Origin of the sequence: Micromonospora sp. NPDC049359 (genome assembly GCF_044466585.1) — a bacterium.
GTDB lineage: Bacteria > Actinomycetota > Actinomycetes > Mycobacteriales > Micromonosporaceae > Micromonospora.
Genome location: NZ_JBITMW010000004.1, coordinates 89213 through 115157, shown reverse-complemented (window position 1 = coordinate 115157; position 25945 = coordinate 89213). Strand labels below are relative to the sequence as shown.

23 protein-coding genes are annotated in these 25945 nt (G+C 71.8%); 11 read left to right on the top strand and 12 right to left on the bottom strand.

Annotated features, from left to right (window positions below):
* Nucleotides 1–33: 33 nt before the first annotated feature.
* The 3 genes from ACIBTX_RS11675 to ACIBTX_RS11665 all read right to left on the bottom strand — a co-directional run bounded on the left by ACIBTX_RS11675 (nucleotide 34) and on the right by ACIBTX_RS11665 (nucleotide 6112).
* The gene (locus ACIBTX_RS11675; protein ID WP_396832422.1) at nucleotides 34–3309 is read right to left on the bottom strand and encodes a lamin tail domain-containing protein; all 3276 of its coding nucleotides are present in this window, start codon (nucleotides 3307–3309) and stop codon (nucleotides 34–36) included.
* 91 nt (nucleotides 3310–3400) lie between these two features.
* On the bottom strand, nucleotides 3401–4417 hold the full coding sequence (locus ACIBTX_RS11670; protein WP_357129264.1) for a GNAT family N-acetyltransferase: 1017 nt from the start codon (nucleotides 4415–4417) through the stop codon (nucleotides 3401–3403).
* Between the two features lie 72 nt (nucleotides 4418–4489).
* Nucleotides 4490–6112 (bottom strand): lytic murein transglycosylase, encoded by a 1623-nt coding sequence (locus ACIBTX_RS11665; protein ID WP_396832421.1) that lies wholly within the window; start codon nucleotides 6110–6112, stop codon nucleotides 4490–4492.
* Between the two features lie 37 nt (nucleotides 6113–6149).
* Here ACIBTX_RS11665 and ACIBTX_RS11660 point away from each other — a divergent pair, with 37 nt between their 5' ends.
* Entirely contained in the window at nucleotides 6150–6359 is a 210-nt protein-coding gene (locus ACIBTX_RS11660) for a zinc ribbon domain-containing protein (protein WP_357172319.1), read from the top strand.
* 153 nt (nucleotides 6360–6512) lie between these two features.
* Nucleotides 6513–9335 carry an ATP-binding protein gene (locus ACIBTX_RS11655; protein ID WP_396832420.1) on the top strand — a complete coding sequence of 941 codons (2823 nt, stop codon included), beginning with the start codon at nucleotides 6513–6515 and terminating at the stop codon, nucleotides 9333–9335.
* Between the two features lie 168 nt (nucleotides 9336–9503).
* Here the strand turns inward: ACIBTX_RS11655 and ACIBTX_RS11650 are convergent, their stop codons facing one another.
* Both ACIBTX_RS11650 and ACIBTX_RS11645 read right to left on the bottom strand, forming a co-directional pair.
* Nucleotides 9504–10043, bottom strand: a complete 540-nt coding sequence (locus ACIBTX_RS11650; RefSeq protein ID WP_357172313.1) for a phospholipase — start codon at nucleotides 10041–10043, stop codon at nucleotides 9504–9506.
* Nucleotides 10044–10220: 177 nt separating this feature from the next.
* Complete coding sequence (locus ACIBTX_RS11645; RefSeq protein ID WP_357134459.1) at nucleotides 10221–11867, bottom strand: family 10 glycosylhydrolase; 1647 nt, start codon at nucleotides 11865–11867, stop codon at nucleotides 10221–10223.
* A 198-nt stretch (nucleotides 11868–12065) separates the two neighbouring features.
* Between ACIBTX_RS11645 and ACIBTX_RS11640 the strand changes: the two genes are divergently transcribed.
* The gene (locus ACIBTX_RS11640) at nucleotides 12066–13562 is read left to right on the top strand and encodes an amino acid permease (protein WP_357134457.1); all 1497 of its coding nucleotides are present in this window, start codon (nucleotides 12066–12068) and stop codon (nucleotides 13560–13562) included.
* Between the two features lie 118 nt (nucleotides 13563–13680).
* Nucleotides 13681–14688, top strand: coding sequence for a LacI family DNA-binding transcriptional regulator (locus tag ACIBTX_RS11635; RefSeq protein WP_357172310.1), 1008 nt, complete (start codon nucleotides 13681–13683; stop codon nucleotides 14686–14688).
* Here the strand turns inward: ACIBTX_RS11635 and ACIBTX_RS11630 are convergent.
* The 3 genes from ACIBTX_RS11630 to ACIBTX_RS11620 form a co-directional block, all read right to left on the bottom strand.
* Nucleotides 14685–15410 (bottom strand): methyltransferase domain-containing protein, encoded by a 726-nt coding sequence (locus ACIBTX_RS11630; RefSeq protein ID WP_357172308.1) that lies wholly within the window; start codon nucleotides 15408–15410, stop codon nucleotides 14685–14687. The genes ACIBTX_RS11635 and ACIBTX_RS11630 overlap by 4 nt on opposite strands.
* Before the next feature lie 352 nt (nucleotides 15411–15762).
* Nucleotides 15763–16110, bottom strand: coding sequence for a hypothetical protein (locus ACIBTX_RS11625; protein ID WP_357134453.1), 348 nt, complete (start codon nucleotides 16108–16110; stop codon nucleotides 15763–15765).
* Nucleotides 16110–17747 (bottom strand): ABC-F family ATP-binding cassette domain-containing protein, encoded by a 1638-nt coding sequence (locus ACIBTX_RS11620; RefSeq protein ID WP_357172305.1) that lies wholly within the window; start codon nucleotides 17745–17747, stop codon nucleotides 16110–16112. Before ACIBTX_RS11620 ends, ACIBTX_RS11625 begins: the two co-directional genes overlap by 1 nt.
* Nucleotides 17748–17809: 62 nt before the next feature.
* Between ACIBTX_RS11620 and ACIBTX_RS11615 the strand changes: the two genes are divergently transcribed.
* The 3 genes from ACIBTX_RS11615 to ACIBTX_RS11605 all read left to right on the top strand — a co-directional run bounded on the left by ACIBTX_RS11615 (nucleotide 17810) and on the right by ACIBTX_RS11605 (nucleotide 19580).
* Nucleotides 17810–18580 (top strand): ROK family protein, encoded by a 771-nt coding sequence (locus tag ACIBTX_RS11615; RefSeq protein WP_357134451.1) that lies wholly within the window; start codon nucleotides 17810–17812, stop codon nucleotides 18578–18580.
* Between the two features lie 89 nt (nucleotides 18581–18669).
* Nucleotides 18670–19038, top strand: a complete 369-nt coding sequence (locus ACIBTX_RS11610; RefSeq protein ID WP_234582401.1) for a M48 family metallopeptidase — start codon at nucleotides 18670–18672, stop codon at nucleotides 19036–19038.
* Between the two features lie 287 nt (nucleotides 19039–19325).
* Nucleotides 19326–19580 (top strand): Smr/MutS family protein, encoded by a 255-nt coding sequence (locus ACIBTX_RS11605; RefSeq protein WP_088987488.1) that lies wholly within the window; start codon nucleotides 19326–19328, stop codon nucleotides 19578–19580.
* Between the two features lie 78 nt (nucleotides 19581–19658).
* On the opposite strand, the gene ACIBTX_RS11600 is transcribed toward ACIBTX_RS11605, so the two are convergent.
* A complete protein-coding gene (locus ACIBTX_RS11600) occupies nucleotides 19659–20228 on the bottom strand; it encodes an AAA family ATPase (RefSeq protein WP_357172302.1) in 570 nt (189 codons plus the stop codon).
* 60 nt (nucleotides 20229–20288) lie between these two features.
* On the opposite strand from ACIBTX_RS11600, the gene ACIBTX_RS11595 reads away from it, so the two are divergent.
* The gene (locus ACIBTX_RS11595) at nucleotides 20289–20765 is read left to right on the top strand and encodes a DUF4279 domain-containing protein (RefSeq protein WP_357172300.1); all 477 of its coding nucleotides are present in this window, start codon (nucleotides 20289–20291) and stop codon (nucleotides 20763–20765) included.
* A 52-nt stretch (nucleotides 20766–20817) separates the two neighbouring features.
* Here ACIBTX_RS11595 and ACIBTX_RS11590 read toward each other — a convergent pair whose 3' ends face one another.
* On the bottom strand, nucleotides 20818–21987 hold the full coding sequence (locus tag ACIBTX_RS11590) for a helix-turn-helix domain-containing protein (RefSeq protein ID WP_357172297.1): 1170 nt from the start codon (nucleotides 21985–21987) through the stop codon (nucleotides 20818–20820).
* Nucleotides 21988–22340: 353 nt separating this feature from the next.
* Between ACIBTX_RS11590 and ACIBTX_RS11585 the strand changes: the two genes are divergently transcribed.
* A complete protein-coding gene (locus tag ACIBTX_RS11585) occupies nucleotides 22341–22568 on the top strand; it encodes a hypothetical protein (protein ID WP_357172294.1) in 228 nt (75 codons plus the stop codon).
* A gap of 147 nt (nucleotides 22569–22715) precedes the next feature.
* Here ACIBTX_RS11585 and ACIBTX_RS11580 read toward each other — a convergent pair whose 3' ends face one another.
* Entirely contained in the window at nucleotides 22716–23531 is an 816-nt protein-coding gene (locus tag ACIBTX_RS11580) for a hypothetical protein (RefSeq protein WP_357172291.1), read from the bottom strand.
* A gap of 175 nt (nucleotides 23532–23706) precedes the next feature.
* Complete coding sequence (locus tag ACIBTX_RS11575; RefSeq protein WP_355053517.1) at nucleotides 23707–23883, bottom strand: hypothetical protein; 177 nt, start codon at nucleotides 23881–23883, stop codon at nucleotides 23707–23709.
* Between the two features lie 302 nt (nucleotides 23884–24185).
* On the opposite strand from ACIBTX_RS11575, the gene ACIBTX_RS11570 reads away from it, so the two are divergent.
* Nucleotides 24186–24986 carry a hypothetical protein gene (locus tag ACIBTX_RS11570; RefSeq protein WP_357134406.1) on the top strand — a complete coding sequence of 267 codons (801 nt, stop codon included), beginning with the start codon at nucleotides 24186–24188 and terminating at the stop codon, nucleotides 24984–24986.
* A 16-nt stretch (nucleotides 24987–25002) separates the two neighbouring features.
* Nucleotides 25003–25944: a threonine/serine dehydratase gene (locus tag ACIBTX_RS11565; protein WP_357172288.1), complete on the top strand. Its 942-nt coding sequence runs from the start codon at nucleotides 25003–25005 to the stop codon at nucleotides 25942–25944.
* Nucleotide 25945 lies beyond the last annotated feature (1 nt).

The following is a 25945-nucleotide window of genomic DNA, read 5'->3' as shown; positions in this document are numbered from 1 at the left end:
CATCCTGGATCGAGCGCGCTGGCGCGTGGGTCGTCAGTCGTCGTTGGTGATGGTTCCGGTCGCCAGCGGGTCGGCCAGTCGCAGGCCGGGCACGCCGGCCACCAGCAGCGTCAGCTTCTCGTCCGACTCGCGTCGCCGGTCACCCCGCACGCTGACCGGGAAGGTCACCGAGGTGTCCCCGGCGGCCAACACCTTGCAGCCGGCGTACGCGTCGAAGTCCGAGCCCGCCTGCGCCGTGAGACCGAGGGTCGCGGCGCACAGCAGCACGGGCTGCGACAGCGGCCGTGAGACGGTGGCGGTGAACACCAGCTGCCGGGTGCCCTGGTCGCCCTCGACCACCGTGGTGTCGGCGACGGTCAACGCCGCCCGCGAGCGGAACCTCGCCACCTGCGGATCGTGGTCGCTGGAACCCCGTGAGCCGTCACCGGTGAACTCCGCCGGCCAGTCGGCGTTGACGTGCGCCGCCCGCACCTGCACCAGGTCGCCGTAGAGCGCGTCGTTGACGAACAGGTGGTCGAGCGTCTGCGCCTGCCCCTCGAAGCTGTACGAGTACGCCGAGGCCGGCACGTCCGCCACCAGGTTGTCCCACAGGTTGTGCAGGCCCGCCTCGTACAGCGGAGCGAGCTGGTCCGACGGGGTGGGCTGGGCGGCGGTGGCGATGGGATCGTCCGGGCGGGGGAAGACGTTCAGGTCACCGCCGTACACGACCCGCGCGTCCTGGTCGGCCGCCTCGATGGCGGTGACGATCGCCGCTCCGTACGCCGCCTGCTCCCGCCGCTGCCCGATCCGGCTGTCCGGACCGGAGGAGTAGTGGTTGCTGAGCGCCCACAGGGTGAACCGCTCGGTCGAGCCCGGCGCCGCGGCCACGTTGAACCTGCCCAGCTGGGGTGCCCGGGTGAAGACGTTGTTCCCGTCCTTGCCCGTCGACGTGTCTACGTCGGACGGCAGCACCGCGTTGAGCGCCTTGGGGTTCTGAACGTCGGCGTTGCCCGGCAGGCCGGCGGCGCGGTACTGGACGGTCGGCGTCGTGCCCAACAGCGGATCGCCCGCCGTCGCCGCCGCCAGCGACAGCCGGTCGGTGCGGTACAGGAACGCGGCGGTGATCCCGCGGGCGTCCGCCCCGGTCCGGTCGTAGGCAGCGGCGTACGCTGGCCCGCCGGCCGCCGCCACCGCGAGCGCCAACTCCTGGATGCTGTCCGGAGCGCCGTCGGCGTTGTTGGTGTCGCCGCAGGCCAGCGCCGTCCCGGAGACCGTGCAGATGTCCTGGTCCTCGGCCTCCTGCACCAGGATCAGATCCGGTGCGTGCAGATCCTTGACGATCTGGTCGGCGAGCGACGTCAGGTGCTGGCGGTAGTCGGCTTCGCTGCTCGGCACGTAGTCGAACGGCGGGCTGACACCGGTACAGCCGGCGTTGCCGGTGAAGTCGCAGCCGTCGAACGGATCGTCGCGGTAGTCGTACAGGTTCTCCACGTTGTAGGTCGCGACCGCGACCTCCTGGGAGCGGTCGGCGGGCTTCGGCGGGTTGTTCTTCGACGGGTCGGCCCCGGCGTCGAACTCGGCCCGCTCGACCTGCACGCCGTACTTCTCGAACGAGTAGTAGACGCCGCCCACCGCGTCGGCGCGCAGCGTGTCGAAGGTGTGCGCCGGCGGGAGCAGCGCGGTGCTGTCACCGGCGGTGGCCTTCACGCCCATGCTGCCGAGCAGCACCCGCTGCCCGTTGCCGTCGTCGAAGCGCCGGGTCGGGTCATTGTCCAGCGGGTGCGAGTCCCGGAAGACCCGCCGGGCGTACGGGTCGGCGCGGTCCAGCAGCGGATCGTCCCGGTCGACGACCCACAGCTCCGCGTCGGCGGTGGACGAGAAGACGTCGCGGCCGCTCGCCGCGCCGCTGCCCGCGCGGACCCGCAGCCGGGCACCCTCGTGCCGCTCCCACCAGCGCTGCGCCTCGGTCAACTCGACCGGAGGCACCGCGTCGGCCACCGAGACCGCCGTGTCCACGTCCAGGCCGGTGGCGATCCGACGGACCAGCGACGCCCCGGAGAGCTGGGTGAAGTTGTAGTACTCCGACACCCGTGCCCGCAGCACCACCTCGTCGCCGACCGTCGGCACGTAGCCGCCGACCAGCGAGGTGAACGTGCCCATGAAGACGAAGATGCCGTCGGAGCTGGTCGGGTCGCCGTCGGTGTCGCCGCTGCGGCTCTGCAGGAAGAACCCGTTCTGCTCCGCCCCGGCCGACGTACGGGCCAGCGTCCGCTGGGTGATCACGCCACGGACGTCGTACATCGTGCTGCTCGTGCCGTTGCCGCTCGCCGGTGCGAGCGGTGACCGGTCGGCGGCGGACTCGGCGTCGGTGGTCGGACCCTGCACCTCCCCGACGGTCAGCTCCCGGGTCACCTGCACGGCCAGCGCGCAGCTCGCGGTGCCACCGCCCGCATCGGTCGCGGTCACGGTCACGGTGTACGCCCCGGCCGTGAGGTCGGCGCTCGCGCCGACCGTGGCGCGGGCCGTGCCGCCCACCGCGTCGGCGGGGGTGAACGCGGTACGGGTGATCGAGCCGCTGGCCGGCGTCGGGCTGACAGCGGTCACCGCCAGGTCGACGATCTCATCGTCCGGGTCGGTGGCGGTGACCTCCCGGCTCGCCGCCGTCCCCGATGCGGTGACCAGTGGGCCGCCGCAGGTCACCGTCGCCGGGACGTCGACCGGCCCACCGCCGTCCACGCTGTGCGAGCCGAGCCCGTCGAAGGTGTCGACCGGGAAGCCGGCCCACTGGGCGGCGGGATCGAACGCGTCCGACGGGTCGGTGTCGCCCGCGGTCACCGACGGCAGCCGGCGCAGCGTGTTGTCCGCCGTGCTGGTCGTGCCGCTGCCCCACTCGGTGCCCGGGTCGACGCCCACCTGCCCGATCGAGTCGAGCACGGTCGTGCCCCGGCGCAGCACGATCGCGTCGTCGCCGTTGAACAGGCTCGCCCCGGTGCTCTGGTCCGCCTGGGCGAGGATGGCCGCCCCGGCCGAGGCGCTGGCGAACACGAAGGCGTCCCCGGCGGCGACCGTCCCGGTCAGCGCGATCGTGGTCGCCGTCGTGGAGCCGTTGAAGTAGAGCTGGAGCTGGTAGCCGCCAGCGGTGAGGTCGACGGGAGCGCCGGTGCCGTTGAACAGCTCGATCGCCTTGTTGTTCGACGAGCCTTCGACGTACTCGGAGATGAACAGGTCGGTGGGCGCGGCGCTGGCCGCGCCGGGGGTGACGCCGAGGGCCGTGACGGTCACTGCGGCGGTGGCGATCGCGAGCGCGGCTGTTGTGCGGCGCGGGCGCATAGGGCCTCCACGATGGGTGGACGGGGTCACCGCACGTTAAGGTGCCCCACTGTCCACCGTCCATCCCCTAGTGGACACTTTCGTGAATTCCTCAGCGTGGCTGATCGAGGCGGTGCACCAGCTCGGCGACGTCGACGCTGTACTCGCACCAGTCCCGGTCGGGCCGGTAGCCCAGCTCGGCGTTGACCTTGAGCATCGCCTCGTTGGCCTGCGCGTTCCAGGTCTGTACCTCGGCCAGCTCCGGCTCGGCGGAGCGTAGCTCCAGCAGCATCCGCGCCTTGATCGCCCGGTCGATGCCGTAACCCCGGTGGTCCTGCCCGACGATGGTGTCGTACTGGTCGGCGCGGGTCGGGTGCTGCGCGGGCACCACGACCTCGGTCAGGCCGGCCACCTCATCGCTCTGCTCGTGCCGGGCCAGCACGATGTACGGCTTCATGCCGCGCCGGTGCAGGGTGTCGAGGCTGTCCCGCAGGCGCTCCGGGTCGTAGGAGCTGGGACGTAGCTCGCCGTCCTCGACGTCGCGCACCTCGGCCTTGGCCCGCGCGTACGACTCGATCAGGTCGTCCGGTGGACCGCCCGGATAGAACTCCAGGTGGTAGCCCGCGCCAATCCCGGTGGCCATCTCGGTCAACTCGGCCCAGTCCACCGACGTCAGGTCGAGCACGCTGCGCGTCTCCACGTACTCACGGGTGAAACCGAGCGACTCGTAGAAGGCCACGGCCGGCGTGTCGCCGACCACCTCGACGCCGATCGACTGGAAGCCCTCCTGGTAGACCCGCCGGGCCGCGCGCAGAACCAGGTCACGACCGAGGCCGCCGCGTCGTACAGAGGGGTGGACCAGCACCTCGAGCACACCGATGTCACCGAGCAGCAGCACGTGGACCTGGCCGAGGACGGCACCGACCTCGCCGGGAGCGCTCGGTTCGGCCTGGGCGAGCCAGGAGATCCGCCGCTCACCCGGCATCACCTCGCCGAGATACTCCCGTAGGGAGGTCTCCCGCCACGGCGGGTCCTGCGGCAGATCGGCCGCGAGCACCGCGTTCAACGTGGTCAACAGCGACGCGATCTCGGCGGACGAGGCGGTCCTGGGGTCCCACTCGCGCACCATCACCCGTCTAGCTTGCCGCTAACGGCTGCCCGGGGGAAGTGTCCGGTCCTCCAATGTGCGTGGACGATCACATCACAGGCGGCTGGCCCGTCCGTACCGGTCAGCGGTGTCGTAGACGGCCTGGGCGTACCGCCGTACGTCGTTGTACGACAGGATCGCGTTCCACCAGTCTCCCGGGATGCTGAGGTTGCGGCCACCCTTGCAGAGGTAGTTGCCGGCCGCCAGCGCCGCGTCGTCCAGGTCGTGCGGGTCCTTGACCCCGTCCCCGTCGGCGTCGGCCCCGATCTCCTGCCAGGTCGTCGGGATGAACTGCATCGGCCCGATCGCCCGGTCGTAGATCTTGTCCTTGTCGAGCGCGCCGCGGTCGGTGTCGATGATCCGCATCCGGCCGCCCGTGCCGTCCAGCCGCAATCCGATGATCTCCGGAAGCGCCTTGCCGTCGGCGCCCAACTGCGCGCGGTTGGCCGAGCCGTGCCCGGACTCGACCTGACCGATCGCGGCCAACGTCGTCCAGCTCAACGCGCAGCTACGGTTGGTCTGGGCAAGCATCTGCTCCGCGTACCCGTACGCCCGCATGGCGGTCGGCGGGATGCCGACCTTGGGCCCGACCTGCTGCGCCCAAGCGGCCAGGGCGTCCGACGGGCGACCGCCGATCGTCGGGGCGACGGCCGGCCCGGTCGGCACCACGCCGGTGGGGAACGCCCCGGTCGGCACCGCCCCGGTGGGCAGCGGGCCGGTCGGCCGTGGGTCGAGTGGCAGTGCCGGCGGCACGGCCACGGTCGGTGCGGCCGAGGCGTCGACGGCCACCGGCTTGGACCCGCCGATGGTCGCCGGGACGAGCAGCGCTCCCGCTGCGGCGGTCGCCGCGACCAGGGCCAGCAGGAACACCCCCGGAACGGTGAGTCGACCGCTGGGCCGGCGCGACCACTCCCGGGTCGCCCGAGCGGCGGTCACCGCGGCCTGGCGCGGCGGTGGCAGCCGGACGGCGTGCGCGAACGGCACGCGCCGCCGCCGACCAGGCGTGACCGCCGGTACGACGGCGACGCCCTCCACCTTGGTCGCCGTCAGGTCGGTCGCGCCCGCCGCGACCGTCCCGTCGCCGGTCGTGGCGGTATCGGCGTTGGCGTCGCCCGCCTTCGCCTTCGCCGGGTCGGCGGCCGTGGCACCGGTCTTCACCAGGTCGGCGTCGGTGGTGCCGGTCTTCGCCGGGTCGGGGGCCGTGGTGCCGGTCTTCACCGGGTCGGCGTCGGTGGTGCCGGCCTTTGCCGGGTCGGCTGGCGTGGTGTTGGCCTTCGCCGGGTCGTCGCCGTCGGTGTTGTCGCGCGCCGGGATGTCGGTGCCTCCGTCGGCCCGATCCGCGGCGGCAGTGTCCGTACCGGCGGTGTCCGCATCGGCGGCATCGGCGGCGGGGGCCGCCATCGCGGCAGTGTCATCGTCGGCGGCGTGCTCGCCCCGGTCGTCGGCGGGGGCGTCGACTGTCGAGGCAGGAGCAGCGTCGGCCGAGGCCGGGGGTGTGCTCTTCGCGTCGGTCGTGCCGCTGCCCAGCCAGGGGCGGCGCGGGCGAGGCACGGCCGGAGGCGCCGGATCCGGCGCGGCGCCCGACTCCGCCAGAGGCCCGTCCAGCGGCGCGGCCGGTCGAAGCGGTTGCACACGCGTCTTGTCCTCGCCGTCCACCACCCGTCGAGTATCACTCATGTCCCGACGGGCGTCAGGTCCACGTACCCTTGGTGGCATGCCCCGGTACGAGTTCCGATGCCGCGCCTGCGGCGACAACTTCGAGGTCAACCGTCCGATGGCGGCGGCCGGAGCGCCGGCCACCTGCCCGCAGGGCCATGCCGACACGGTCAAGTTGCTCTCGGCGGTGTCGGTCACCGGTCGCGGCACCGGCGCCGCGCCGGCGGCCGGTGGTGGCGGCTGCTGCGGTGGCGCCTGCGGCTGCTGACCCGGCGGTTTCGGCGGCAGACTCGTGAACCGCCCTTGCCGGGACCGGGTTCGAGTGGCACCTTGAGGCGGCACCTGCCCGGCCGTTCTCACGATGCGTGACCGCTCGGACTCAGGCAGCATGAACCCGACGTCACGGGCGGAGGTTCCACGCATGTCGCCACGGATCCAGCTCCCGAGCGGTTGGGTGACCTTCGTGTTCACCGACATCGAGGGCTCGACCCGGCTGGCCCAGTTGCTCGGCGCGGACTACCGCCCGGTGCTCGCCGAGCATCGACGGTTGCTGCGGCGCACTCTGGCCGCCACCGGTGGTGCCGAACTGTTGACCGAAGGCGACTCGTTCTTCCTGGCCTTCGACGACGCGGCGGCGGCGTTGACGTCCTGCCTGACCGCCCAGCGGGCCCTGGCGAACCACGACTGGCCGACCGAGGAGGCCGCGCCCCGGGTACGGATGGGTCTGCACACCGGCTACGCCGAGCCCCGCGACGGGGAGTACGCCAGCCCCGAGGTGCACCGGGCGGCCCGGGTGGCCGCGGCGGCCCACGGCGGTCAGGTGCTCTGCTCGGCGTCCACGGCCCGCCGGGCCGACCCGCTGCCACCCGGCGCCACCCTGCTGGACCTGGGCCTGCACCGGCTACGTGGCTTCGACGACCGGGAGCGGCTGTTCCAACTGGTCGCTCCCGGGCTGGAACGGCAGTTCCCCCGCCCGCGTACCGCCGAGGCGGTGGCGCACAACCTACCGACCCAGGTGACGTCGTTCGTCGGGCGGCAGGTCGAGCGCGCCGAGCTGAGCGGGCTGGTGGAGCGGCACCGGTTGGTCACGGTGCTGGGCGCGGGCGGCGCGGGGAAGACCCGACTCGCCGTGGAGCTGGCCGGTGGCGTGGTCGAGGCGTACCCCGACGGGGTCTGGTTCGTCGACATCGCCGCGGTGACCGACCCGGGGTTGGTGGCGTTCGCGATCGCCGCGGTGCTCGGGCTGCGGCCCGAGCCGGGCCGCCCGATGCTGGACACGCTCGTCGAGTACGCGGCGGCCCGCCGGATGCTTGTCGTGCTCGACACCTGCGACACGCAACCGGCCGCCTGCGGCGAGGTCATCTCACGGCTGCTCTCCGGCGGGGGCGGCGTGCGGGTGCTGGCGACCAGCCGCGAGTCGTTCAGCCTGCCCGGCGAGGTGGTGTGGCGGATCCCGCCGCTCTCGGTCGACCCACGTGCCGACGGCACGGAGAGCGACGCGGTCGCGCTGCTGTTGGACCGTACCGCTGCGGCCCGTGGCGGCCGGCAGCCGGAGCAGGCCGAGTCGGCCGATCTTCGCCGGGTGGTGCAGCGGTTGGACGGGCTGCCGCTCGCCATCGAGCTGGCGGCCGCCCGGCTGCGGGTGCTCTCCGTCGGTCAGCTCGCCGAGCGGCTGGACGACGTCCTCGGCACCCTGGACGCCGGCCGGGAGGACCCGGAGCCGCCGCCGGTGGAGCGGGGCTGGTCCGGCAACCAACAGGACACCGTGGACCTGGTGGCCGCGGCGATCGGTACGCCGCCGCCCACCGCGGCGAGCCGGGCCGTGCAGCGGTCAGCCACCGAACGGCACCTGACCATGCAGGCCACCGTGACCTGGTCGTACCGGACGTTGGGGCCGCGGGCCGCGCGGCTGCTGCGCTGGATGGCCGTCTTCGCCGGGCCGGTGGACCTGCCGACGGTGGAGTGGCTGCTCGGCGACGACCCGCTGGATCCGCTGTCGGTGCTGGTGGACAAGTCGATGGTGTTGGCCGAGCCGCGGGCCGCCGGCAGCTCCTACCGGATGCTCGACCCGATCCGGGCGTACGCGGCGCGGCGGCTGGCCGAGGCGGGCGAGGAGCAGGCCGCCCGCGACCGGCACGTGGCCTGGTCGGCGCACGCTCTGGATCGGGCCCACCTCGGCCCGGACGAGCGACCCGTGACGCTGTCCCTCTACACCCTCGACCCGCTGGCCGACGAGCTGCGGGCCGCGCTGCGCTGGTGTGCCACCGGTGGCAGCGCCCGCGCCGGTCTGCGCCTCACGGGCGGGCTGGACCAGTGGTGGCGCGAGCGCGGGCTGGCGCGGGAGGGTCGACTCTGGCTGTTCCGGCTGTACGGACGGATCGCCGAGACGGGCGAGCGGATCCCGGACGCGGAGCTGGCGGCGGCGTACCACATGCACTCGCTGCACGCCGGCGCCGACGGGGAGTTCGCGGAGGAGCTGCGCTACTCGCAGCGGGCGGAGGCCGCCGCCCGGCAGGCCGGTGACGCCGGTCTGCTCGCCCGGGTGCTCGCCGGCCGGGCCGCGCCGCTCGTGGACATGGGCCAGTTCTTCGAGGCCGAGCGGGTCTGCCGGGAGGTCATCGACTGGGCGCACGGGCAGGACGTGGTGGGCGAGGCGCTGTTCGCGGTGTTCAGCCTGGCCGAGCTGCTCTGGCGGCGGGGGGCGCTGGCGGAGGCGGCGGACCTGCTGGGCGCGGCGCGTCCGGTCGAGGCCGCCCGCCCGGTCGAGCGCGGCCGGCGTTCGGTGGACATGCTGCTCGGGATGGTCGCGCTGGCCCGGGGCGACGTGATCGCCGCGCACGAGCACCTGCTGGTGGCACTGCGCTCACGGATGGGGCACGGCTACCACGGCCGGGCCTGCGACACCCTGCACGCGATCGCGGTTCGGTGCGCGCTCGGCGGGGACCCGACGACCGCCGCGCGGCTGTTCGGCGCGGCGCAGGCCACCCGGGCGAGCATGCGGGCGACACCGGGCATCTACGGCGGCTACTGGGCCGACCAGCAGTCGGAGCTGCGGGCGATGATGGGCGACGTCGCGTTCGACGACGCGTACTCGGAGGGCGTCGAGTTGAGCCTCGACGAGGCGGTAGCGCTCGCCCTCGACGTGGAACACCCGGACCTGGCGGCGGACTCGACCCGCTTCAGCACCGAACTCTCCCACCCCGCCCCACCCCAACACCCCGCCACAAAAACCGAACACGCCTAACCCCCCCACCCCAACCCCACCCCCCTCCACCCCCTCTTGAACCTTGTTGATCAAGAGGTTTGCGTCAGAAATCGTGCCTCCGCTGACGCAAACCTCTTGATCACCGGGGCGAGGGGAGGGGGTGGGGAGGGGGGTGGGGGTGGGGGGTGGGGTGGGGTGGGGTGGGGGTTAGGGGCGGGTGTGGGCGTTGGATTCGGCTTGGGCCTTTAGCTGGGCGGCTCGGTCGAGGTCGGCCTGTTGGACTGCGGCTACCGAGCCGAAGATGTGGACCGCCTGGTAGTAGGTCCAGGCCAGGCTGTAGCAGGCCGGGCGGACGATTGTGTTGTACGTGGCGCAGACCCGCTTCAGGTCGGCGTAGAAGGCGCTGTCGAGGCGGGCCTTGTTGGCGGAGAACTGACCGACCGCCTTGTAGTTGCGGTAGCCGAAGTCGTGCCGGTAGCAGCCCAGGTTGAAGGTGAAGCCGAGCGGGTTGTCCGGGCTGGACGAGCAGTAGTCGGTGGACCAGACGAAGTTGTACTCGGCCCAGGGGGCCCGGTTGAGGCGGGCGCTGTTCCAGGAGTTGTAGCTGGACGCGCTGGTCTGGGTCCAGCTCGACAGCACGGACAGCTTCTCGGCGGGGGTGACGGCGGCGGCGGGGGAGGCGATGGCGAGGGTGGCGAGCAGCGCGAGCGCGCCCGAGGCGAACAGGGTGGCGAGACGTCGGGGCACGGTTTACCTCCGCGGGGTGTGCGGTGGGACGGAAGTTACCGGCTGGTCACCGGATGTCGACAAGTTTCGATCAACTGATCAGCCTGCCGGTATGCGCCTCGCCAACTATCTGTGACATGCGTTGAAACAGACGAATGCCCCGGACGCGGGTGCGTCCGGGGCACTCATCGGACCTGGTCAGCGCAGCAGGAACGCCGGTGGGCTGACGTGGCTCTCGTTGGCCGTCCGGTCCAGCGCGGTCACCAGGTAGGTGTAGCGCCGGCCCGGCTCGGCCGACGTGTCCACCCAGGACTGGACGCCGCCCGGGGTGGCCCGGACGGTGTCGACCAGTCCGGTGGCGTCGGCGGTGGCGCACTGTCCGGGCAGCGTGGTCCCGTCGAACCGGTAGATCGCGTACGAGGTGGCCGTGCCCAGGGGGCCCCTGCCGTCGGCCGGCTGACGCCAGGTCAGCCGTACCCCGTCGGTGTCCCGCGCGACCCGGGTGACCACCGGCGGGAGCAGCGGCTTCGCCGGCAGGTGCGGCATGGCCGGTACGAGGGCCGGGCGCGAGTAGTGCTCGGCCGCGTAGATGTCGGTGGCGTCGAGCCGGTTGGCCCGTACCTGGACGGCGGAGAAGTGCACGTTGCCCTGCACCTCGGGGTACGACCGGTTGAGCGTCAGGTGGTCGGACAGCTCACGCGGGTTCTGCCAGTACGGCCCGTACGCGGGGTCGCCGCTCTTGTAGTCGGCCTGGCCGATGTAGAGCTGCACCCGGGTCCCACGTACTGTCTCGGCCCACCACGGCACGAGTCGCGCGTAGTCGGCCGCCGGGTACTGGCCGATGTACCAGTAGAGCTGCGGCACGACGTAGTCGATCCACTCCTGCTTGATCCACTTTCGGGTGTCGGCGGAGATGATGTCGTACGACTGGCTGCCGGTGGTGTCCGAGCCGAGCGGGTCGACGCTGGCGTTGCGCCAGATGCCGAACGGGCTGACCCCGAACTTCACCCACGGCTTTGCCGCCTTGATCTTGCCGTTCATCTCCTGGATCAGCAGGTTGATGTTGTCCCGCCGCCAGTCGGCCCGATCGGTGAAGCCCCGGTTGTGCGCCGCGAAGGTGGCATCGTCGGGCACCTGGTAGGTGCCGCTGGGGTAGGGGTAGAAGTAGTCGTCGAAGTGAACGCCGTCGATGTCGTACCGCTGGACCGCGTCCATCATCGCGGTCTGGACGAACTCGCGGACCTCGGGGATCCCGGGGTTGTAGTAGAGCCGGCTGCCGGCGACGCCGGCCGGCGGATAGGCGAAGGTCCAGTCGGGGTGCTGCCGGGCCGGGTGGCCGGGCGCGAGCTGGCCGGGGTCGGCGCCGGCGCCGCCGGGGGCCGGCATGGAGACCCGGTACGGGTTGAACCAGGCGTGGAATTCGAGGTTGCGCTTGTGCGACTCCTCGACGAGGAAGGCCAGCGGGTCCCAGCCGGGGTCCTGGCCGCGCACCCCGGTCAGGTACTCCGACCACGGCTCGTACGGCGAGGGCCAGAGCGCGTCGGCGGTGGGCCGGACCTGTACGACCACGGCGTTGTGGTGCAGTCGTTCGGCGAGGTCCAGCAGGCCGCGGTACTCGGCCTGCTGGGCGGCGATCCGGTCCGGGCTGGTCTGGGAGGCCTTGCTGGGCCAGTCGATGTTGACCACCGACGAGATCCACATGGCCCGGAACTGGCGCTTGGGGGTGGCCGGGTTGGTGACACAGGCGGCGGTGGTGGGGGTGGTGGCGCTGGCGGGGGTCGCGGCCGCGAGTGAGCCGAGCAGAATCGCGGTCAGGCCGGCGGCGGTGACGCGGAGTGCTTTCATGCGGTATGTCCCTTCGTTGGGGCTCCCGGCGCAGTCGGTATGCGGCAAGATTCGCCGCTGCCTATCTGCGTACAGAAGGAAATTTTCACAATCGCGTCGCCGCCGCAAGTGTTCGTGGTTGACCATTCGCCCCGCTGGGTAGCAACGCCGGTCACCGGCCGCCACGGTGGTGGTCGCGCGGTGTGAAGGGGTGAGCGCATGTCCGTGCTGCGAACCAAACCGATCAAGGACGTCATAGCCCAGGGCGAGGCCGACGGCAGCGACGGCGGAGTCGGACTCAAGCGGCGACTCGGCGCCCTCGACCTCACCGGCTTCGGCATCGGCATCGTGATCGGCACCGGCATCTTCACGCTCACCGGCATCGAGGCCCGCGACAGCGCCGGCCCCGGCGTGGTGATCTCCTTCGGGATCGCCGGCGTGGTGGCCCTGCTCGCCGCCCTCTGCTACGCCGAGCTGGCGTCCAGCGTGCCGACCGCCGGCAGCGCCTACACCTACGCGTACGCCACGATGGGCGAGATCGTCGCCTGGATCATCGGCTGGGACCTGCTCCTGGAGTTCGCGCTCGGCGCGGCGGTGGTGGCCCGCGGCTGGTCCGGCTACCTGGCCGAACTGCTCGACCTGCCGACCCGGTGGTTCGGCGAGGAGGGCAGCGTCGTCAACGTGGGCGCCATCGCCATCGTGCTGATCCTCGGCATCGTCGCGATCGTCGGCATCCGGGAATCCGCCCGGATCACCAACCTGCTGGTGCTGGTCAAGGTGGCGATCTGCGTCTTCGTGGTGGTCGCCGGCCTGTTCTTCGTCAAGGCCGCCAACCTCACCCCGTTCATCCCGCCGGCCGAGCCCGCCGGCAGTGGCGACGACGGCATCAAGCAGCCGGTGACGCAGGCGCTGTTCGGGTTGGAGCCGTCGGTCTTCGGCTTCGTCGGGGTGCTCAGCGCCGCCGCGGTGGTCTTCTTCGCGTACACCGGCTTCGAGGCCGTCGCGAACCTGGGCGAGGAGACCCGCAAGCCCAAGCGGGACCTCACCCTGGGTCTGCTCGGTACGCTGCTGATCTCCACCGTGCTCTACATCGGCGTCTCGCTGGTGGTCGTCGGCATGGTGCCGTACACCGAGATCGACCGGGGCGCCCCGATCGCGTCGGCGTTCGAGTCGGTGGGCGCCGGCTGGGCGGCGACGCTCGTCTCCATCGCGGCGGTCGCCGGTCTGACCAGCGTCATCCTGGTCGACCTGGTGGCGATGGGTCGGATCGGCTTCGCCATCGCCCGGGACGGGCTCATCCCGCCCTCGATCGCGGCCGTGCACCCGCGCTGGGGCACCCCGTACCGGATCTCGGCGATCATGACGGTGGCGGTCGCGCTGCTGGCCGGTTTCCTGCCGCTCTCCGCCCTGGCCGACCTGGTCAGCATCGGCGCGCTCTGCGCGTTCGTACTGGTCTCGCTCGCCGTACCGATCCTGCGCCGCAAGCGTCCGGACCTGGACCGGCCGTTCCGGGTGCCGTTCTCGCCGGTGCTGCCGATCGTCTCGGCGGTCGCCTGCCTCTACCTGATGCTCAACCTGTCCGTGGAGACCTGGCTGCGGTTCCTGGCCTGGATGCTGCTCGGCGCGGTGATCTACTTCGGCTACGGCTACCGCCGCAACCGCCTCGCCCGCCACGAACCGGCCGTCGCGCCGGAGCAGCGCGAGCCGAGCGCCTGAACCCTCCGGCACACCACAAGGGCCCCCGCCACGCGGGGGTCCTTCGTGCGTGCCGGACCCCTTCTACAACGTTGTAGAGCGGGTATCGTGCGCGGGGCTACATCGGGGAGGTTGCGGGGTGCGACACAGGCTCAAGGACGTGGCCGAGCGGGCCGGCGTCTCGGTGAAGACCGTCTCCAACGTGGTGAACGGCTACCTGCACGTACGTCCGGACACCCGGGCCCGGGTTGAGGAGGCCATCGCCGAGCTGAACTACCGGCCCAACCTCTCCGCCCGTCACCTGCGCAAGGGGCGGACCGGGGTGATCGCCCTGGCGGTGCCGGAACTGGACATCCCGTACTTCGCCGAACTCGCCCGGCACGTCGTCACCGCCGCCGCCGAGTACGGCTGGACCGTGCTCGTCGACCAGCAGGCCGGCGGCCGGCGTGAGCAGGAGCGGGTCGTCGCCGCCGGCATCACCGACCACCTGATCGACGGGCTCATCTTCAGCCCGCTGGCGCTCACGGCGGAGGATCTGGCCAGCCTCGACGGCACCCCGATGGTGCTGCTCGGCGAGCGCGTCGACCACGGCCCCGCCGATCGCGTGGTGATCGACAACGTCACCGCCGCCCGGGAGATCACCGACCACCTGATCCGGCTCGGCCGCCGCCGGATCGCGGCGATCGGCGCGCAGCGCACCGACGAGGGCGCCAGCGCCCGCCTCCGCCTGGCCGGCTACACCGAGGCGCTGCGCGCTGCCGGCCTGGCCTACGACGAAACCCTCGTGGCGTCCGCGGCGGCCTGGCACCGCGCCGACGGCGCGGCCGCGATGCGCGGCCTGCTCACCACGGGAGTACGCCCCGACGCCGTGTTCTGCTTCAACGACACGCTCGCCCTGGGCGCCCTGCGCGCCCTGCACGAGGCCGGCCTGCGCGTGCCCGAGGACGTGGCGGTGGTCGGCTTCGACGACATCGAGGACGGGCGTTTCTCGGTCCCCACCTTGAGCACCGTCGCTCCCGACAAGGAGCAGATCGCCCGGCTGGCCGTCGAACTCCTCGCCAATCGCCTCGACGGCGACCGCGCTGCCCCCGCCCGCGCGCTCAAGGCCCCGTACCGGCTGGAACTGCGCGAATCCACCAGGTCCTAGTCGAAGAAGCGGGCCAGGTGGAAGTTCGGAGCGGGCTCGGCGTCGGCGGGCAGGGGCGTCAGGTCGGCGAAGATCGACGCGCCGTCGCACCCGGCGTGCAGCGGATACCAACGCGGCGTGCCCGGCGGTCGGAGCTGGCAGATCCCCTTGAAGGTCTGCACGTCCATCAGCCGGACGTGGGTGGGGTCGGCCACCGCGTTGACGTGCCCCCACCACGGGCTCATCACGTGCAGGACGCCACCCGGGCGCAGCACCCGGTGGCACTCGTCCACCAGGGGCAGGAAGTCGATCAGGTGCTCCAGGATGTGCACCGCGAACAGGACGTCCACCGAGTTGTCGGCCAGCGGCAGCGAGCCGGAGAGGTCCGCCACCGCGTCCACCCCCGGCGCGGGATAGATGTCCAGCCCGAGGTTGCCCGACCACTGCTTGGTCGGGCCGCAGCCGAGATCCACCACCACCGGCGCGCGTCCGCCGACCCCGACCCTGCACCAGACGCCGTAGACGCCGGCCAACCGTCCCACCAGGTCCCGCACCAGCCGTAGGTCGGCCGGCTCGGCCACCTCTCCGCTGAGGTGGGCGACCCCGCGGTCGAACCGCACCTCGACGGCCAGGCCCCGGAGCCGGTCGTCGTTCCGGACCTGGTCCGCCCACGCCTGCGCGAGGAATTCGTCGATCAACCGCAGCCGGTCGGCCGAGGGCGGAGTCTGTGCCAAAGCGACCATTCGGGCCACCTCCCGCCGCGCGTTACCCGCCTACGCGCCCGGTATTCCCGTTTCGCCGTCGCGCGACCGCCGACGGGCGTGTCGGGGCGTCCCGAGCACCTACCTGTCGAGCCTGATGACTGTGGGGCATCAAGATGCCCCACAGTCATCACACCCGTCGGAGTGCCCGCGCTCCGGGCGCAAGGCCCGCGCTCCGGGCGCAAGGCCCGCGCTCCGGGCGCAAGGCCCGCGCTCCGGGCGCAAGGCCCGCGCTCCGGGCGCAAGGCCCGCGCTCCGGGTCCAGGGCCCGCGCTCCGGGTCCAGGGCCTGCGCTCCGGGCCCAAGGCCCGCCCCGGCCCGGCACCGTCGAAGGTCAGCCCGACAGCGTCCGGCGACCCCCGCGCATCCGCTGGCGGGGTGGGGGAGTGGCGGGCTTCGGCCGCTTGAGGTGGTAGCGGTGCAGTTCGTGGTTGCCGGGCAGCGACGGGTCCTCACTCATCGCGACCAGCTCCCAGCCCTGGTCGCCGGCCCGGTTGAGGTGGGCCAGCGACGTGTCGCCGTACGGCGTGACGTCGACCATCGAGCCGTCCGGGCCGTACCAGACGAAGACGACCTCCCAGCCGAGGTCGTTGGTCGCGGCCTGGCGGCGGCGGACCAGCAGGGCGTACTCCCACTTGAGCATGGCGTCATTCTCACCCCGCGCCGGCCCGTGGACCGGCATCAATCCTCGGCGATCCGCCCACCGTCGACCCGCAGCCGCCGGTTGGTCTCGACGGCCGCCAGCATCCGCCGGTCGTGGGTGACCAGCAGCAGCGTTCCGGGGTAGCTGGCCAGCGCCGATTCGAGCTGTTCGATGGCGGGCAGGTCCAGATGGTTGGTGGGCTCGTCCAACACGAGCAGGTTGACCCCACGGCCCTGGAGCAGGGCCAGTGCCGCCCGGGTCCGCTCGCCGGGGGAGAGAGTCGCCGCCGGTCGGGGGACGTGCGCCGCGCGCAGCCCGAACTTCGCCAGCAGGGTCCGCGCGTCCGCGGGCGACATGTGGGGTACGGCCGCCTGGAACGCGTCGATCAGCGGCGCGTCGCCGAGGAACAACCCCCGGGCCTGGTCCACCTCACCGACCACCACGCCCGGCCCGAGCGAGGCGGTGCCCTCGTCCACCGGCAGCCGCCCCAGCAGCGCGGCCAGCAGGGTGGACTTGCCGGAGCCGTTCGCCCCGGTAACCGCGACCCGGTCCGCCCAGTCGATCTGGAGGTTGACCGGCCCGAGGGTGAAAGCTCCCCGGCGTACCACCGCGTTGCGCAGCGTGGCCACGACCGCGCCGGCGCGGGGCGCGGCGGCGATCTCCATCCGCAGCTCCCACTCCTTGCGGGGCTCCTCGACCACGTCGAGCCGTTCGATCAGCCGCTCGGTCTGCTTGACCTTGCCGGCCTGCTTCTCGGTGGCCTCGCTCCGGAACTTGCGGCCGATCTTGTCGTTGTCGGTGGCCTTGCGGCGGGCGTTCTTCACGCCCTTCTCCATCCAGCCGCGCTGGGTACGCGCCCGCGCCTCCAGACCGGCCTTCGTGTCGGCGTACTCCTCGAAGTCGGCGCGGGCGTGCCGCCGCGCCACCTCGCGCTCCTCCAGATAGGCCCCGTAGCCGCCGCCGTAGTGGTTGACCTGCTGCTGCGGCAGGTCCAGCTCCAGCACCCGGGTCACCGTGCGGGTCAGGAACTCCCGATCGTGGCTGACCAGCACCGTGCCGGCCCGCAGCCCGGTGACGAACTCCTCCAGCCGCTCCAACCCGGCCAGGTCCAGGTCGTTGGTCGGCTCGTCGAGCAGGAACACGTCGTACCGGCTGAGCAGCAGCGACGCCAACCCCGCCCGGGCCGCCTGACCGCCGGAGAGCCCGGTCATCAGGTGGTCCAGGTCGACCGTGAGCCCCAGATCGGCGCTCACCTGGTCGGCGCGTTCGTCGAGGTCCGCGCCGCCGAGGGCCAGCCAGCGCTCCAGCGCGTCGCCGTACGCGTCGTCGGCGCCCGCCGACCCGGCCGTCAACGCCTCGGTCGCGGCGTCCAGCGCCGCCTGCGCGCCGGTCACCCCGGTCCGGCGGGCCAGGAACTCCCGTACCGTCTCGCCCGGCCGCCGCTCCGGCTCCTGCGGCAGGTGCCCGACGCTCGCGGTGGGCGGGCTGAGTCGCACGGTGCCGGCCTCGACCGGCAACAACCCGGCGAGGGTACGCAGCAGCGTCGACTTCCCGGCCCCGTTCGGCCCGACCAGGCCGACCACGTCGCCCGGGGCGACCACCAGGTCCAACCCGGCGAAGAGGGGGCGGTCGCCGTGCCCGGCGGCCAGGTCCTTGACGATCATCGTGGCGCTCATCAGGACGGCAGCCTATCGGGCCGCCCGCATGAGACCGGCCGCGAGCGGGCAGACTCCATGACGTGGTGACCACACTGGCGATCGACTGCGGTGGTGGCGGCATCAAGGCGTCGGTGCTCGACGAGGCCGGCACGATGCGCGCCCGACCGCTGCGGGTGCCGACCCCGTACCCGCTGCCGCCCGATCTGTTCGTGCGGACCCTGCTGGACCTCGGTGGGCGACTGCCCACGGCCGACCGGCTGACCGTCGGCGTCCCCGGGATGATCCGGCACGGCGTCGTGGTGGCCACCCCCCACTACGTCACCCGCAGCGGACCCCGGTCCCGGGTCGACCCGGAGCTGCTGGCCGAGTGGTCCGGCTGGGACGCGCGCGGTGCGCTCGCCGACGCGTTCGGGGTGCCGGCGCTGGTGCTCAACGACGCCGAGGTGCACGGGGCCGGTGTGGTGGCCGGTACCGGCTGTGAACTGGTGTTGACGTTGGGAACGGGGTTGGGCAGCGCCCTCTTCGACGGCGGCGTCCTCGCGCCGCACCTGGAGCTGTCGCACGCGCCCGTGCGGTGGGGCACCACCTACGACACGTACGTGGGCGAGCCGGAGCGGCGGCGACTCGGGGACGCCTTCTGGTCCCGCCGGATCCGGCAGGTCGTGGACGGGCTGCGACCGGTGTTCCGGTGGGACCGGCTCTACCTGGGCGGGGGCAACTCGCGGCTGATCCGACCGGAGCAACTCGCCCGGATGGGCGACGACGTGGTGGTGGTGCCGAACACGGCGGGGATCGTCGGCGGCGTACGGGCCTGGGAGCTGTCCGCCGGCCGCCGGGACGCCCGAACCTGACCCTATTTCGACCCGGGGAACAGTCGCCAAACGCCGAGTGTTGTGCCAGCGTCGGAACAGGTGACGGCGCGACCCGAGGAGGTGGGCAGATGGATCTCCTGGCGGACTACCGACGGGCGACCATGTTCTTCGAGACCGGTGACCCGAGCGGAGCGGCCCGACTGCTGGAGCCGATCGTGGACGCCGAGCCCGGCAACGCGGCCGTCCGGCAGTTGCTGGCCCGGGCGTACTTCCAGTCGGCCCAGCTCAACCGGGCCGAGGAGCAGTTGCGGGAACTTGTCGACCGGGACCCGAGCGACCACTACGCGCACCACGTGCTGGGTCGGACGCTGGAGCGGCTGAACCGACACACCGACGCGCTGCGGCACCTGCGGATCGCCGCCGCGATGTACGCGGCCAACGACGACTACCGGATCGCGCTCCAGCGGGTGGAGACCCGCGTGGGCGGCACCCGCTGAGCGGAGACCTGGTGACGAGGAAGGGGCGGTCCCACGGGCCGCCCCTTCGTTCGTCTGGTGGGTGGGCCGACGGGCGTGCCCAGGGCCCGTTTCATGAGGGCGGTCGAGTCGAGGCGGAGTCCGGGCGGCGGTCCGGCAAGGCGCGGTTTCGTCCGGATACCGGTGTTGTATCCGGACGAAACCGCAACGCGGCCGGTCGTCGTCCGGGCCCGCCGCAGGCCGGCCAGTCCTCATGAAACGGGCCCTAGGATGGCGGACATGGGACCTGACCGGCCGGGGGCTGCGGCATGAAGCTCAAGCTGGACCTGCACGACATCTTCAACAAGGGCCAGGACATCGACCGCGCGCTGCGCGGGATCATGGACGAGGCGGTCGCGAAGAAGGCCACCCTCGTCGAGATCATCCCGGGTAAGGGGTCGGGGCAGCTCAAAAAGCGGGTGCTGCGGTTCCTCGACCAGAAGGACGTCAAGCAGCTCTACCACCGGGTCGAGAAGGACTCGAAGAACTTCGGCCGCCTCTTCGTCCACTTCCGTTGGAAGTAGCAGCGTGATGGCCTCTGACCGACGCTTCCGTACGCCCCGGACCGTCGAACCGTGACACCTTAACCACGGTCACGACTCTCAGGGCTGAGCTTCCCTCAGTGGGCCGAGCAACCAGCGATTGGCGGCTGCGTGACTGCGGAGGTGAACCACGGGAAGGTCCGGACGCCGGGCCGACAGGGCCTCGATACGTGTGGCCGTCTGAGGATGCGTGTTCCACGCCCAGCGAACGATGTGCTCGGAGTCGGTGAACAGGGTCCAGAGCGGCGGTTCCACGTTGCCGTTCCAGAGCTGTTGGCGTCGAAGGCGGCGTACGACGGTCCGCCGGACGACCTGGCGCATCATGGTGATCTTCGGCAGATCCAGCCACACCACCAGGTCGGCGAGGTCGGCGAGATGGGTGCGTACCGCCCTGTACTGCCACTCGGTCACCCAGGAGGGACCTGCGCTGAAGCGGCGTACGTCGTCTTCGAAGGACGGCCGTCTGGTCCACGACGGTCCGTGGAACAGGCCGTCGATCTCAATGTGCGGCGCTTGCAACGACGTGGCGATGCGGGAGGCGAGGGTCGTCTTTCCGGCGCCCGAGGTGCCGGCGACCAGCACGCGGCGGGGACGCCACGGCAGGGGATCGGCGGCGTGCAGGTGCGGCATGGCAATGAGGGTAGTTCGACCGGATCGGCTTGGTACCTACCGCGACTCTAGAGTGCCCGCATGCTCGTATCCCAGTACGCGTACCTCGCGCTGTCCTCCGTCCGGGTGTCAGCGGCCGAGATCACGAGCAGGTTGGGCATCAAGCCCGACGAGGTGCTCGTTCGTGGCAGTCGCCAGGGCGATCCGGTTCGGCCCACCGCTCATCGGTGGAAGATCGTCTGTCGCAAGCCCGGACTTACCGTGGACGAACAGCTTGCGGAGATCGTGGATCGCCTGTTCGACCACGCCGAGCGGATCGGGGAACTTGCCGCTGAGCTGGACCGCGTCGATGACGTGCCCGGTGCGAGTGTCCTGCAAGTCGTCCGGGTGTTCGAGCACCCGGACGGCGAGGAGGAAAACCTGACCAGTCCCGTCGACGGCATGCAGAAACTCGCGGGGCAACACCAGTTGCTGGGCTGGCACCTGAATGCCCAGGTGCTGGAATTCCTCCGGCTCACGCGGGCGGAACTGGACGTGGACGAGTACCTGTACGGATGAAGAGCCCAGGCCGGCGATAGGGCGGAGATGACGTCAGCGCTTGCGGATGTGGCTACCGAATGGCGTTCAGCGCGTCTCGGAAGTCGGCGGTGGCCTGCTCGTGGGGGTAGCGACGGTGAAGTTCGACGTCAACTTCACCGGCGACGAGCAGCAGCGAGGGCAGGGACCGCCGAGTAGCGGCGAACGCCGTCACCCCCTCCTCGACGGCCCGGTCCAGCTCGCCAGCGCGCAGGGCTGTGGCGGCGAGCGTGAGTCGGGCTTCGGCCATCCGCATGGGTGACCGCTCGGTGCCGTCCGATCCGGTGCCGAGACGCAGAACCTCGTTGGCGTAGTGCTTGGCGAGAGTGTCGTGTTCGGCGAGGCGGTAGGCGTCCATCGCGTAGAACAGCCATTTGCCGGGATCGACCTCGAAGTGGTTGTCGGGTCGGTCGGGCGCACCGAGGTCGTCGAGGAGCCGCCGACCTCGATCGAGCGCCGTCCGCGCGCCCTCAAGGTCGCCTAGTCGTGCCAGCGATTTGGCTTCCTGTGCGATCAGTTGCACCCCCACCCGCTGTCGACCGGCGGCTTCCTGCCCAGCTCGGGCGGCGGTCAACGCTGCCTCGTGCCGGGACTGGGTGAGTGCGAACCACGCCGTCATCTCCCACGCCCAGCCGGTGATGCCGGCGTGCCCGGCTTCCTCGCCGAGCTGACGGGCGGCAGTGCGGGTGGCCTCGGCACTGGCGCGTTTGCCGAGGTCGTATTCGACACAGCCGATCAGCAGCGCCAGCCAGCCTGCGCACACCAGCAGTTCGCGGTGCTGCCGCAGCCCGGTGGGTCGCTGTAGCAGTCGGGCGACCTCGCGCAGCCAACCCTGACCTTCGGCGCGGAGTTCCCCGGCGTCGCGCCACCCGTACTGGCAGCACAGCTCGGTCACGGTCGCCTGCAACGTCTCGATGGTGGCGGGGGCGGTGTCGCTGGCGTGCATTCGATGTAGCAGCTCGACGGTCTCCGACGGCCGGATGTCGGAGGCAGCGGCGATGTCCAGGGCGGCGCAGGCGATCAGCTCCCCACGAGCGGCCAGGACGTCGTCGATCCGGCGGGCCAGATCCTCACCCGGTCGACGACGGCCGTTCTCAAGCCGTGAGAGGTGACCCTTGTCGGCGGGCAGCAGCTCGGCGAGAGCGGCCAGGCTGAGCCCGCGCGCTTCCCGCGCTGTCCGCATTCGGGCGCCGAATGTTGGCATGTCTCGCGCCTCCCACCGGAGTTGCCAGGTTGCCGGTGCGCATTGGCAACGCGCAACCCGTCGACCGATGTGAGCGTACCGCCGCACGGTGTATCGGACGAGCACACGCAGTGATCGGCGGGAGGCGTGGTGGCGATTCGGGAGCGGTTCAAGCGCTGGTGGAGCAGGCGGAGGCAGGTCCAACTGGACGTGACCGGAGCAGCGACCTGTTACCCACAGCGGTTCGGCGCGTGCGGGACCACGGTGCGGGACGGCAACCGCGACCGTGGGCGGGCGGCTCGGTGACGGCTGGAGAACGGCAGACTGTGCGGGCCAATCGGGCTGAACGGTCGGTGTCAGCGCTCGATCGCCGGATGGACGGTGAGCACCTGCCGCGCCGGCCGCAGTGGCACTGCCAGACGTGTGTGGCAGACACGCCCTGGCCGTGCCATCCCGCGTGGGTGCGCCTGGCCGAGGCGTACGGGCGGGACCGCATCGGCCTTTCCATCTACGTCAGTGGGCTGCTCTTCGTCGTCGTCGTGGAGCTGCCCGAGGTGGCGCCGGCCGAGTTGTACGAGCGGTTCGTGGCCTGGACGCGCTGATGGGCAGCGTCCACCCAGGCGACGGGGTCATGTCCTACTCCGACTGGGCGCACGGTCACAGGCTGGCCGTGAGGAGGCCGCGCACCGCCAGCGGTAGCACCGCGCTCAAGTTGCCCACCAGGGCTTGTCCCATTCGGACTACTCGCGTCAGCCGCCGGGCTTACCGGTCGGGAGCGGGGGACCCGCGGTGACGAACCGGATCGTCGGTTTCAGCTTGGCGCAGAGCTTGCGGGGAAAGGCCGGCGCCGCCTTGATGATCGCACCGCACCCGCCCGACGTGGTGCGGGTGACGGTCGACCAACCGGCCGGCTCGTTACGCAGGAAGTAGCGCCGTACGGCGGTGTCCACCTCGCACCCGGGGCGCGGCTCGACGCCGCACGACGTCGGGTCGTCCGGCACCGTCATGATCAGCCAGTTCCCGTCGCAGGCTTCGACGTGGCCCTGCGAGTGGCGGGACACGTCCATCCCCCGTACGGCCGCACGCGTCCAGGTCGGGTCGCAGCGGTCCTCCGGTGGCTTGCAGCCAAGGTGCTCGTCACACCGGCTGTACGCGCCGTTCTTCAGCGCCCACGTCTTCTGGTTGAGCGACAGCGGGCGGTCGCCGATGGGCTCCGCCGACGTGAGGGTCACCTGGGCAGGCTCGGAGGTCGGGCAGGCGCCCACGGTGGCGGACCCGGCCGATTCCTCCACGATGTCGGCGAAGATGACGCCGTTCTCCTCGGTCTGGTTGTCGACCCGGACGTTGCGGGAGCAACCATCGCCACCAGCGAGCGCCTTGACCTGCACGATCACCGCCCGGACACCCGGACCGGGCGTCACGCCGCTCACCTCGGCCTGGTAGGTGTCCCACGCGGCGGACGCGCTCGGTGCGGCGTCTTCGGGCCGGGTCTGCGGCGCCGCGCAGGCAGCCACTCCCGGCACGACGACAGTCAGCAGGCAGAGAACGGTTGCGAGCCGGCGCATGGATGACATCCTGCCCGTCCGCGCCGGGTTTCGTGGTCCCGGTCGGGTGATCCACTCCAGTTTGGCGAACTGGGGCTATCCCCGCAGCAAGACGCCCCCAGTTCGCCGATCTGGAGTCGATCATCCGCGCGGAGGACGGCGCGGCCAGCGGCCGAGGTGCGGGCCGGCGTGGGGGTCAGGCGTCGGTGCGGGAGGTGTGCGCGACCGGTCGTCGGGACCAGCACTGCGGGCGCTGGCGAACGGCCAGCTCCAGCGCGAGGTGGTCGGACTCGATCATTTCCCGGGCTATTCGACGCGCCATCTCGAGGCGGTCGACGTACGCGTCAAGATCGGTCGGGCCGGCGCCAGCCATAATCGAACTCCTCGTCCCATTCGAACTAGTCGCATCATGCACCGTGCCGGCGAGCCGCCACCATTCTCCGATCGGTGGAATCGATCCGCCGTACGGCTCTGGGTGTCGTACCCCCGGCTGGGCCGATGGTAACGGCGCGTCCACCACCTCGCCCGCGAACTGCCAAAAGTGTCCACCAGATACGTCGCGATCAATGGTGACGGGTGGATTTGCCGGTGCTCGCTACATTGCACGGTGCACGGTGCGCGGATCCGCAGGGCGCGACGTGTCCGGTGAGGGATCTTCGATACGAGAGGACCGCCGTGCGACAACCGAGCAGAACCGACCCGTTGTTCGTGGCCGTCGAGTCCGAAGCGATCACCCGCGCGGACGTCGCCGGTCTGGTCGCCGGGCGGATCGCCGCCGTCCGGGTGCCGGGGCTGCTGCCGGCGGCCTGCTGCCACGCCATCACCACCGCGCTCGCCGGCGCGGAGATGGACCGCTACGACGAGAGTCGCGTGTTTCCCGTCGTCGCGAAGTTCGGCCCGGCCATCAACGACCACCGCGATGGTGGGGAGCTGCGCGAGGACTACTGGGCGGCGGCCGACGCCGCGGAGAAGGGCTGGTCCACGTTGGGCCTGCCGGACTCGCCCCGCGAGCTGTGCCTGGCCGCGTTCCGGGCGGCCTGGCCGGACGTGTCGTCGGGGCGGCGGCAGGACCGGCAGATGCATGTCGGCATCGTCCGTGAGATCAACGCCGGCCTTCAGGTGCACTTCGATGACGCGGTCCGGGAGTACGCCGGCCGGCTGCTCGACAGCGAGGTGGTGGCCCAGTTGGCGTTCAACATCTACGTCCAGGTGCCGCCCAGGGGCGGGGAGACGGTGCTGTGGCGTCGCCGGTGGCAGCCGGACGACGAGGACCTGCGGATCCCCGGCGGGTACGGCTACCGGGAGTCGGTGGCCGACGGTACGCAGTCGTTGACGTTGCGGCCGACGTTGGGAGAGGGATTCCTCTTCGACCCGCGCCACTATCACACGGTGCGTCCGGCGACGGATGGCCGGCGAATCTCCATAGGATGTTTCGTCGGGCTCACCGACGACGGTCGACTGGCTCTCTGGTCGTAGTGAAGGGCGTTTCCCCATGGTGGACAGAAGCGACGTCGAGGCGGCTGCGGCGCGGGTCGAGGGGCGGGTCCGGGAGACGCCGGTCATCACGGTCGACGGCGCCGACCTGGGCGTCCCCGGGTTGCTCAGCCTCAAGCTGGAGCTGCACCAGCACACCGGTTCGTTCAAGCCGCGGGGAGCGTTCAACCGGATGCTCCAGGGGCCGCTGCCGTCGGCCGGGGTGATCGCCGCCTCGGGGGGCAACCACGGCCTCGCCGTCGCGTACGCGGCCCGTTCGCTGGGCGTGCCGGCGGAGGTCTTCGTGCCGGTCACCGCCTCGCCGGTCAAGGTGCAGCGGCTGGCCGGCCTGGGCGCGCAGGTACGGCAGGTGGGTCAGCACTACGCCGAGGCGTTGGCGGCCAGCACCGAGCGGGCCGCCGAGACCGGCGCGCTCGTGGTGCACGCCTACGACCAGCCGGAGGTGGTGGCCGGGCAGGGGACCGTGGGCCGGGAGTTGGAACGCCAGCTCGGCGGGGTCGACACCGTGCTGGTCGCGGTCGGTGGCGGTGGGCTGGTGTCCGGCATCGCCACCTGGTTCGACGGGTCGGTGCGTGTCGTCGCCGTCGAGCCGGAGCAGATCCCCACCCTGAACGCCGCCCTGAAGGCGGGCCGGCCCGTCGACATCGAGGTGGGCGGTATCGCCACGGACTCGCTGGGCGCCCGCCGGATCGGCGAGATCGCCTTCGACACGGCCCGTCGTACCGGTGTGGTCTCGGTGCTGGTACGCGACGACGACCTGACCCGCGCGCGTCGTCTGCTCTGGTCGGAGCTGCGGGTCGCCGCCGAGTTGGGCGGCTCCGCCGCGTTGGCCGCGCTGGTCGGCGGGGCGTACGTGCCCAGGGCGGGGGAGCGGGTCGCGGTGATCGTCTGCGGTGGCAACACCGACCCGAGTGACCTGGGCCCGTCAGCGCCCCACTGAC

Coding starts and splice junctions, on each gene's coding strand:
- ACIBTX_RS11675 (WP_396832422.1), bottom strand. CDS start 3,309: ATGCGCCCGCGCCGCACAACAGCCGCGCTCGCGATCGCCACCGCCGCA.
- ACIBTX_RS11670 (WP_357129264.1), bottom strand. CDS start 4,417: ATGGTGCGCGAGTGGGACCCCAGGACCGCCTCGTCCGCCGAGATCGCG.
- ACIBTX_RS11665 (WP_396832421.1), bottom strand. CDS start 6,112: ATGAGTGATACTCGACGGGTGGTGGACGGCGAGGACAAGACGCGTGTG.
- ACIBTX_RS11660 (WP_357172319.1), top strand. CDS start 6,150: ATGCCCCGGTACGAGTTCCGATGCCGCGCCTGCGGCGACAACTTCGAG.
- ACIBTX_RS11655 (WP_396832420.1), top strand. CDS start 6,513: ATGTCGCCACGGATCCAGCTCCCGAGCGGTTGGGTGACCTTCGTGTTC.
- ACIBTX_RS11645 (WP_357134459.1), bottom strand. CDS start 11,867: ATGAAAGCACTCCGCGTCACCGCCGCCGGCCTGACCGCGATTCTGCTC.
- ACIBTX_RS11640 (WP_357134457.1), top strand. CDS start 12,066: ATGTCCGTGCTGCGAACCAAACCGATCAAGGACGTCATAGCCCAGGGC.
- ACIBTX_RS11630 (WP_357172308.1), bottom strand. CDS start 15,410: ATGGTCGCTTTGGCACAGACTCCGCCCTCGGCCGACCGGCTGCGGTTG.
- ACIBTX_RS11625 (WP_357134453.1), bottom strand. CDS start 16,110: ATGCCGGTCCACGGGCCGGCGCGGGGTGAGAATGACGCCATGCTCAAG.
- ACIBTX_RS11620 (WP_357172305.1), bottom strand. CDS start 17,747: ATGAGCGCCACGATGATCGTCAAGGACCTGGCCGCCGGGCACGGCGAC.
- ACIBTX_RS11610 (WP_234582401.1), top strand. CDS start 18,670: ATGGATCTCCTGGCGGACTACCGACGGGCGACCATGTTCTTCGAGACC.
- ACIBTX_RS11605 (WP_088987488.1), top strand. CDS start 19,326: ATGAAGCTCAAGCTGGACCTGCACGACATCTTCAACAAGGGCCAGGAC.
- ACIBTX_RS11600 (WP_357172302.1), bottom strand. CDS start 20,228: ATGCCGCACCTGCACGCCGCCGATCCCCTGCCGTGGCGTCCCCGCCGC.
- ACIBTX_RS11595 (WP_357172300.1), top strand. CDS start 20,289: ATGCTCGTATCCCAGTACGCGTACCTCGCGCTGTCCTCCGTCCGGGTG.
- ACIBTX_RS11590 (WP_357172297.1), bottom strand. CDS start 21,987: ATGCCAACATTCGGCGCCCGAATGCGGACAGCGCGGGAAGCGCGCGGG.
- ACIBTX_RS11585 (WP_357172294.1), top strand. CDS start 22,341: ATGGACGGTGAGCACCTGCCGCGCCGGCCGCAGTGGCACTGCCAGACG.
- ACIBTX_RS11580 (WP_357172291.1), bottom strand. CDS start 23,531: ATGCGCCGGCTCGCAACCGTTCTCTGCCTGCTGACTGTCGTCGTGCCG.
- ACIBTX_RS11575 (WP_355053517.1), bottom strand. CDS start 23,883: ATGGCTGGCGCCGGCCCGACCGATCTTGACGCGTACGTCGACCGCCTC.
- ACIBTX_RS11565 (WP_357172288.1), top strand. CDS start 25,003: ATGGTGGACAGAAGCGACGTCGAGGCGGCTGCGGCGCGGGTCGAGGGG.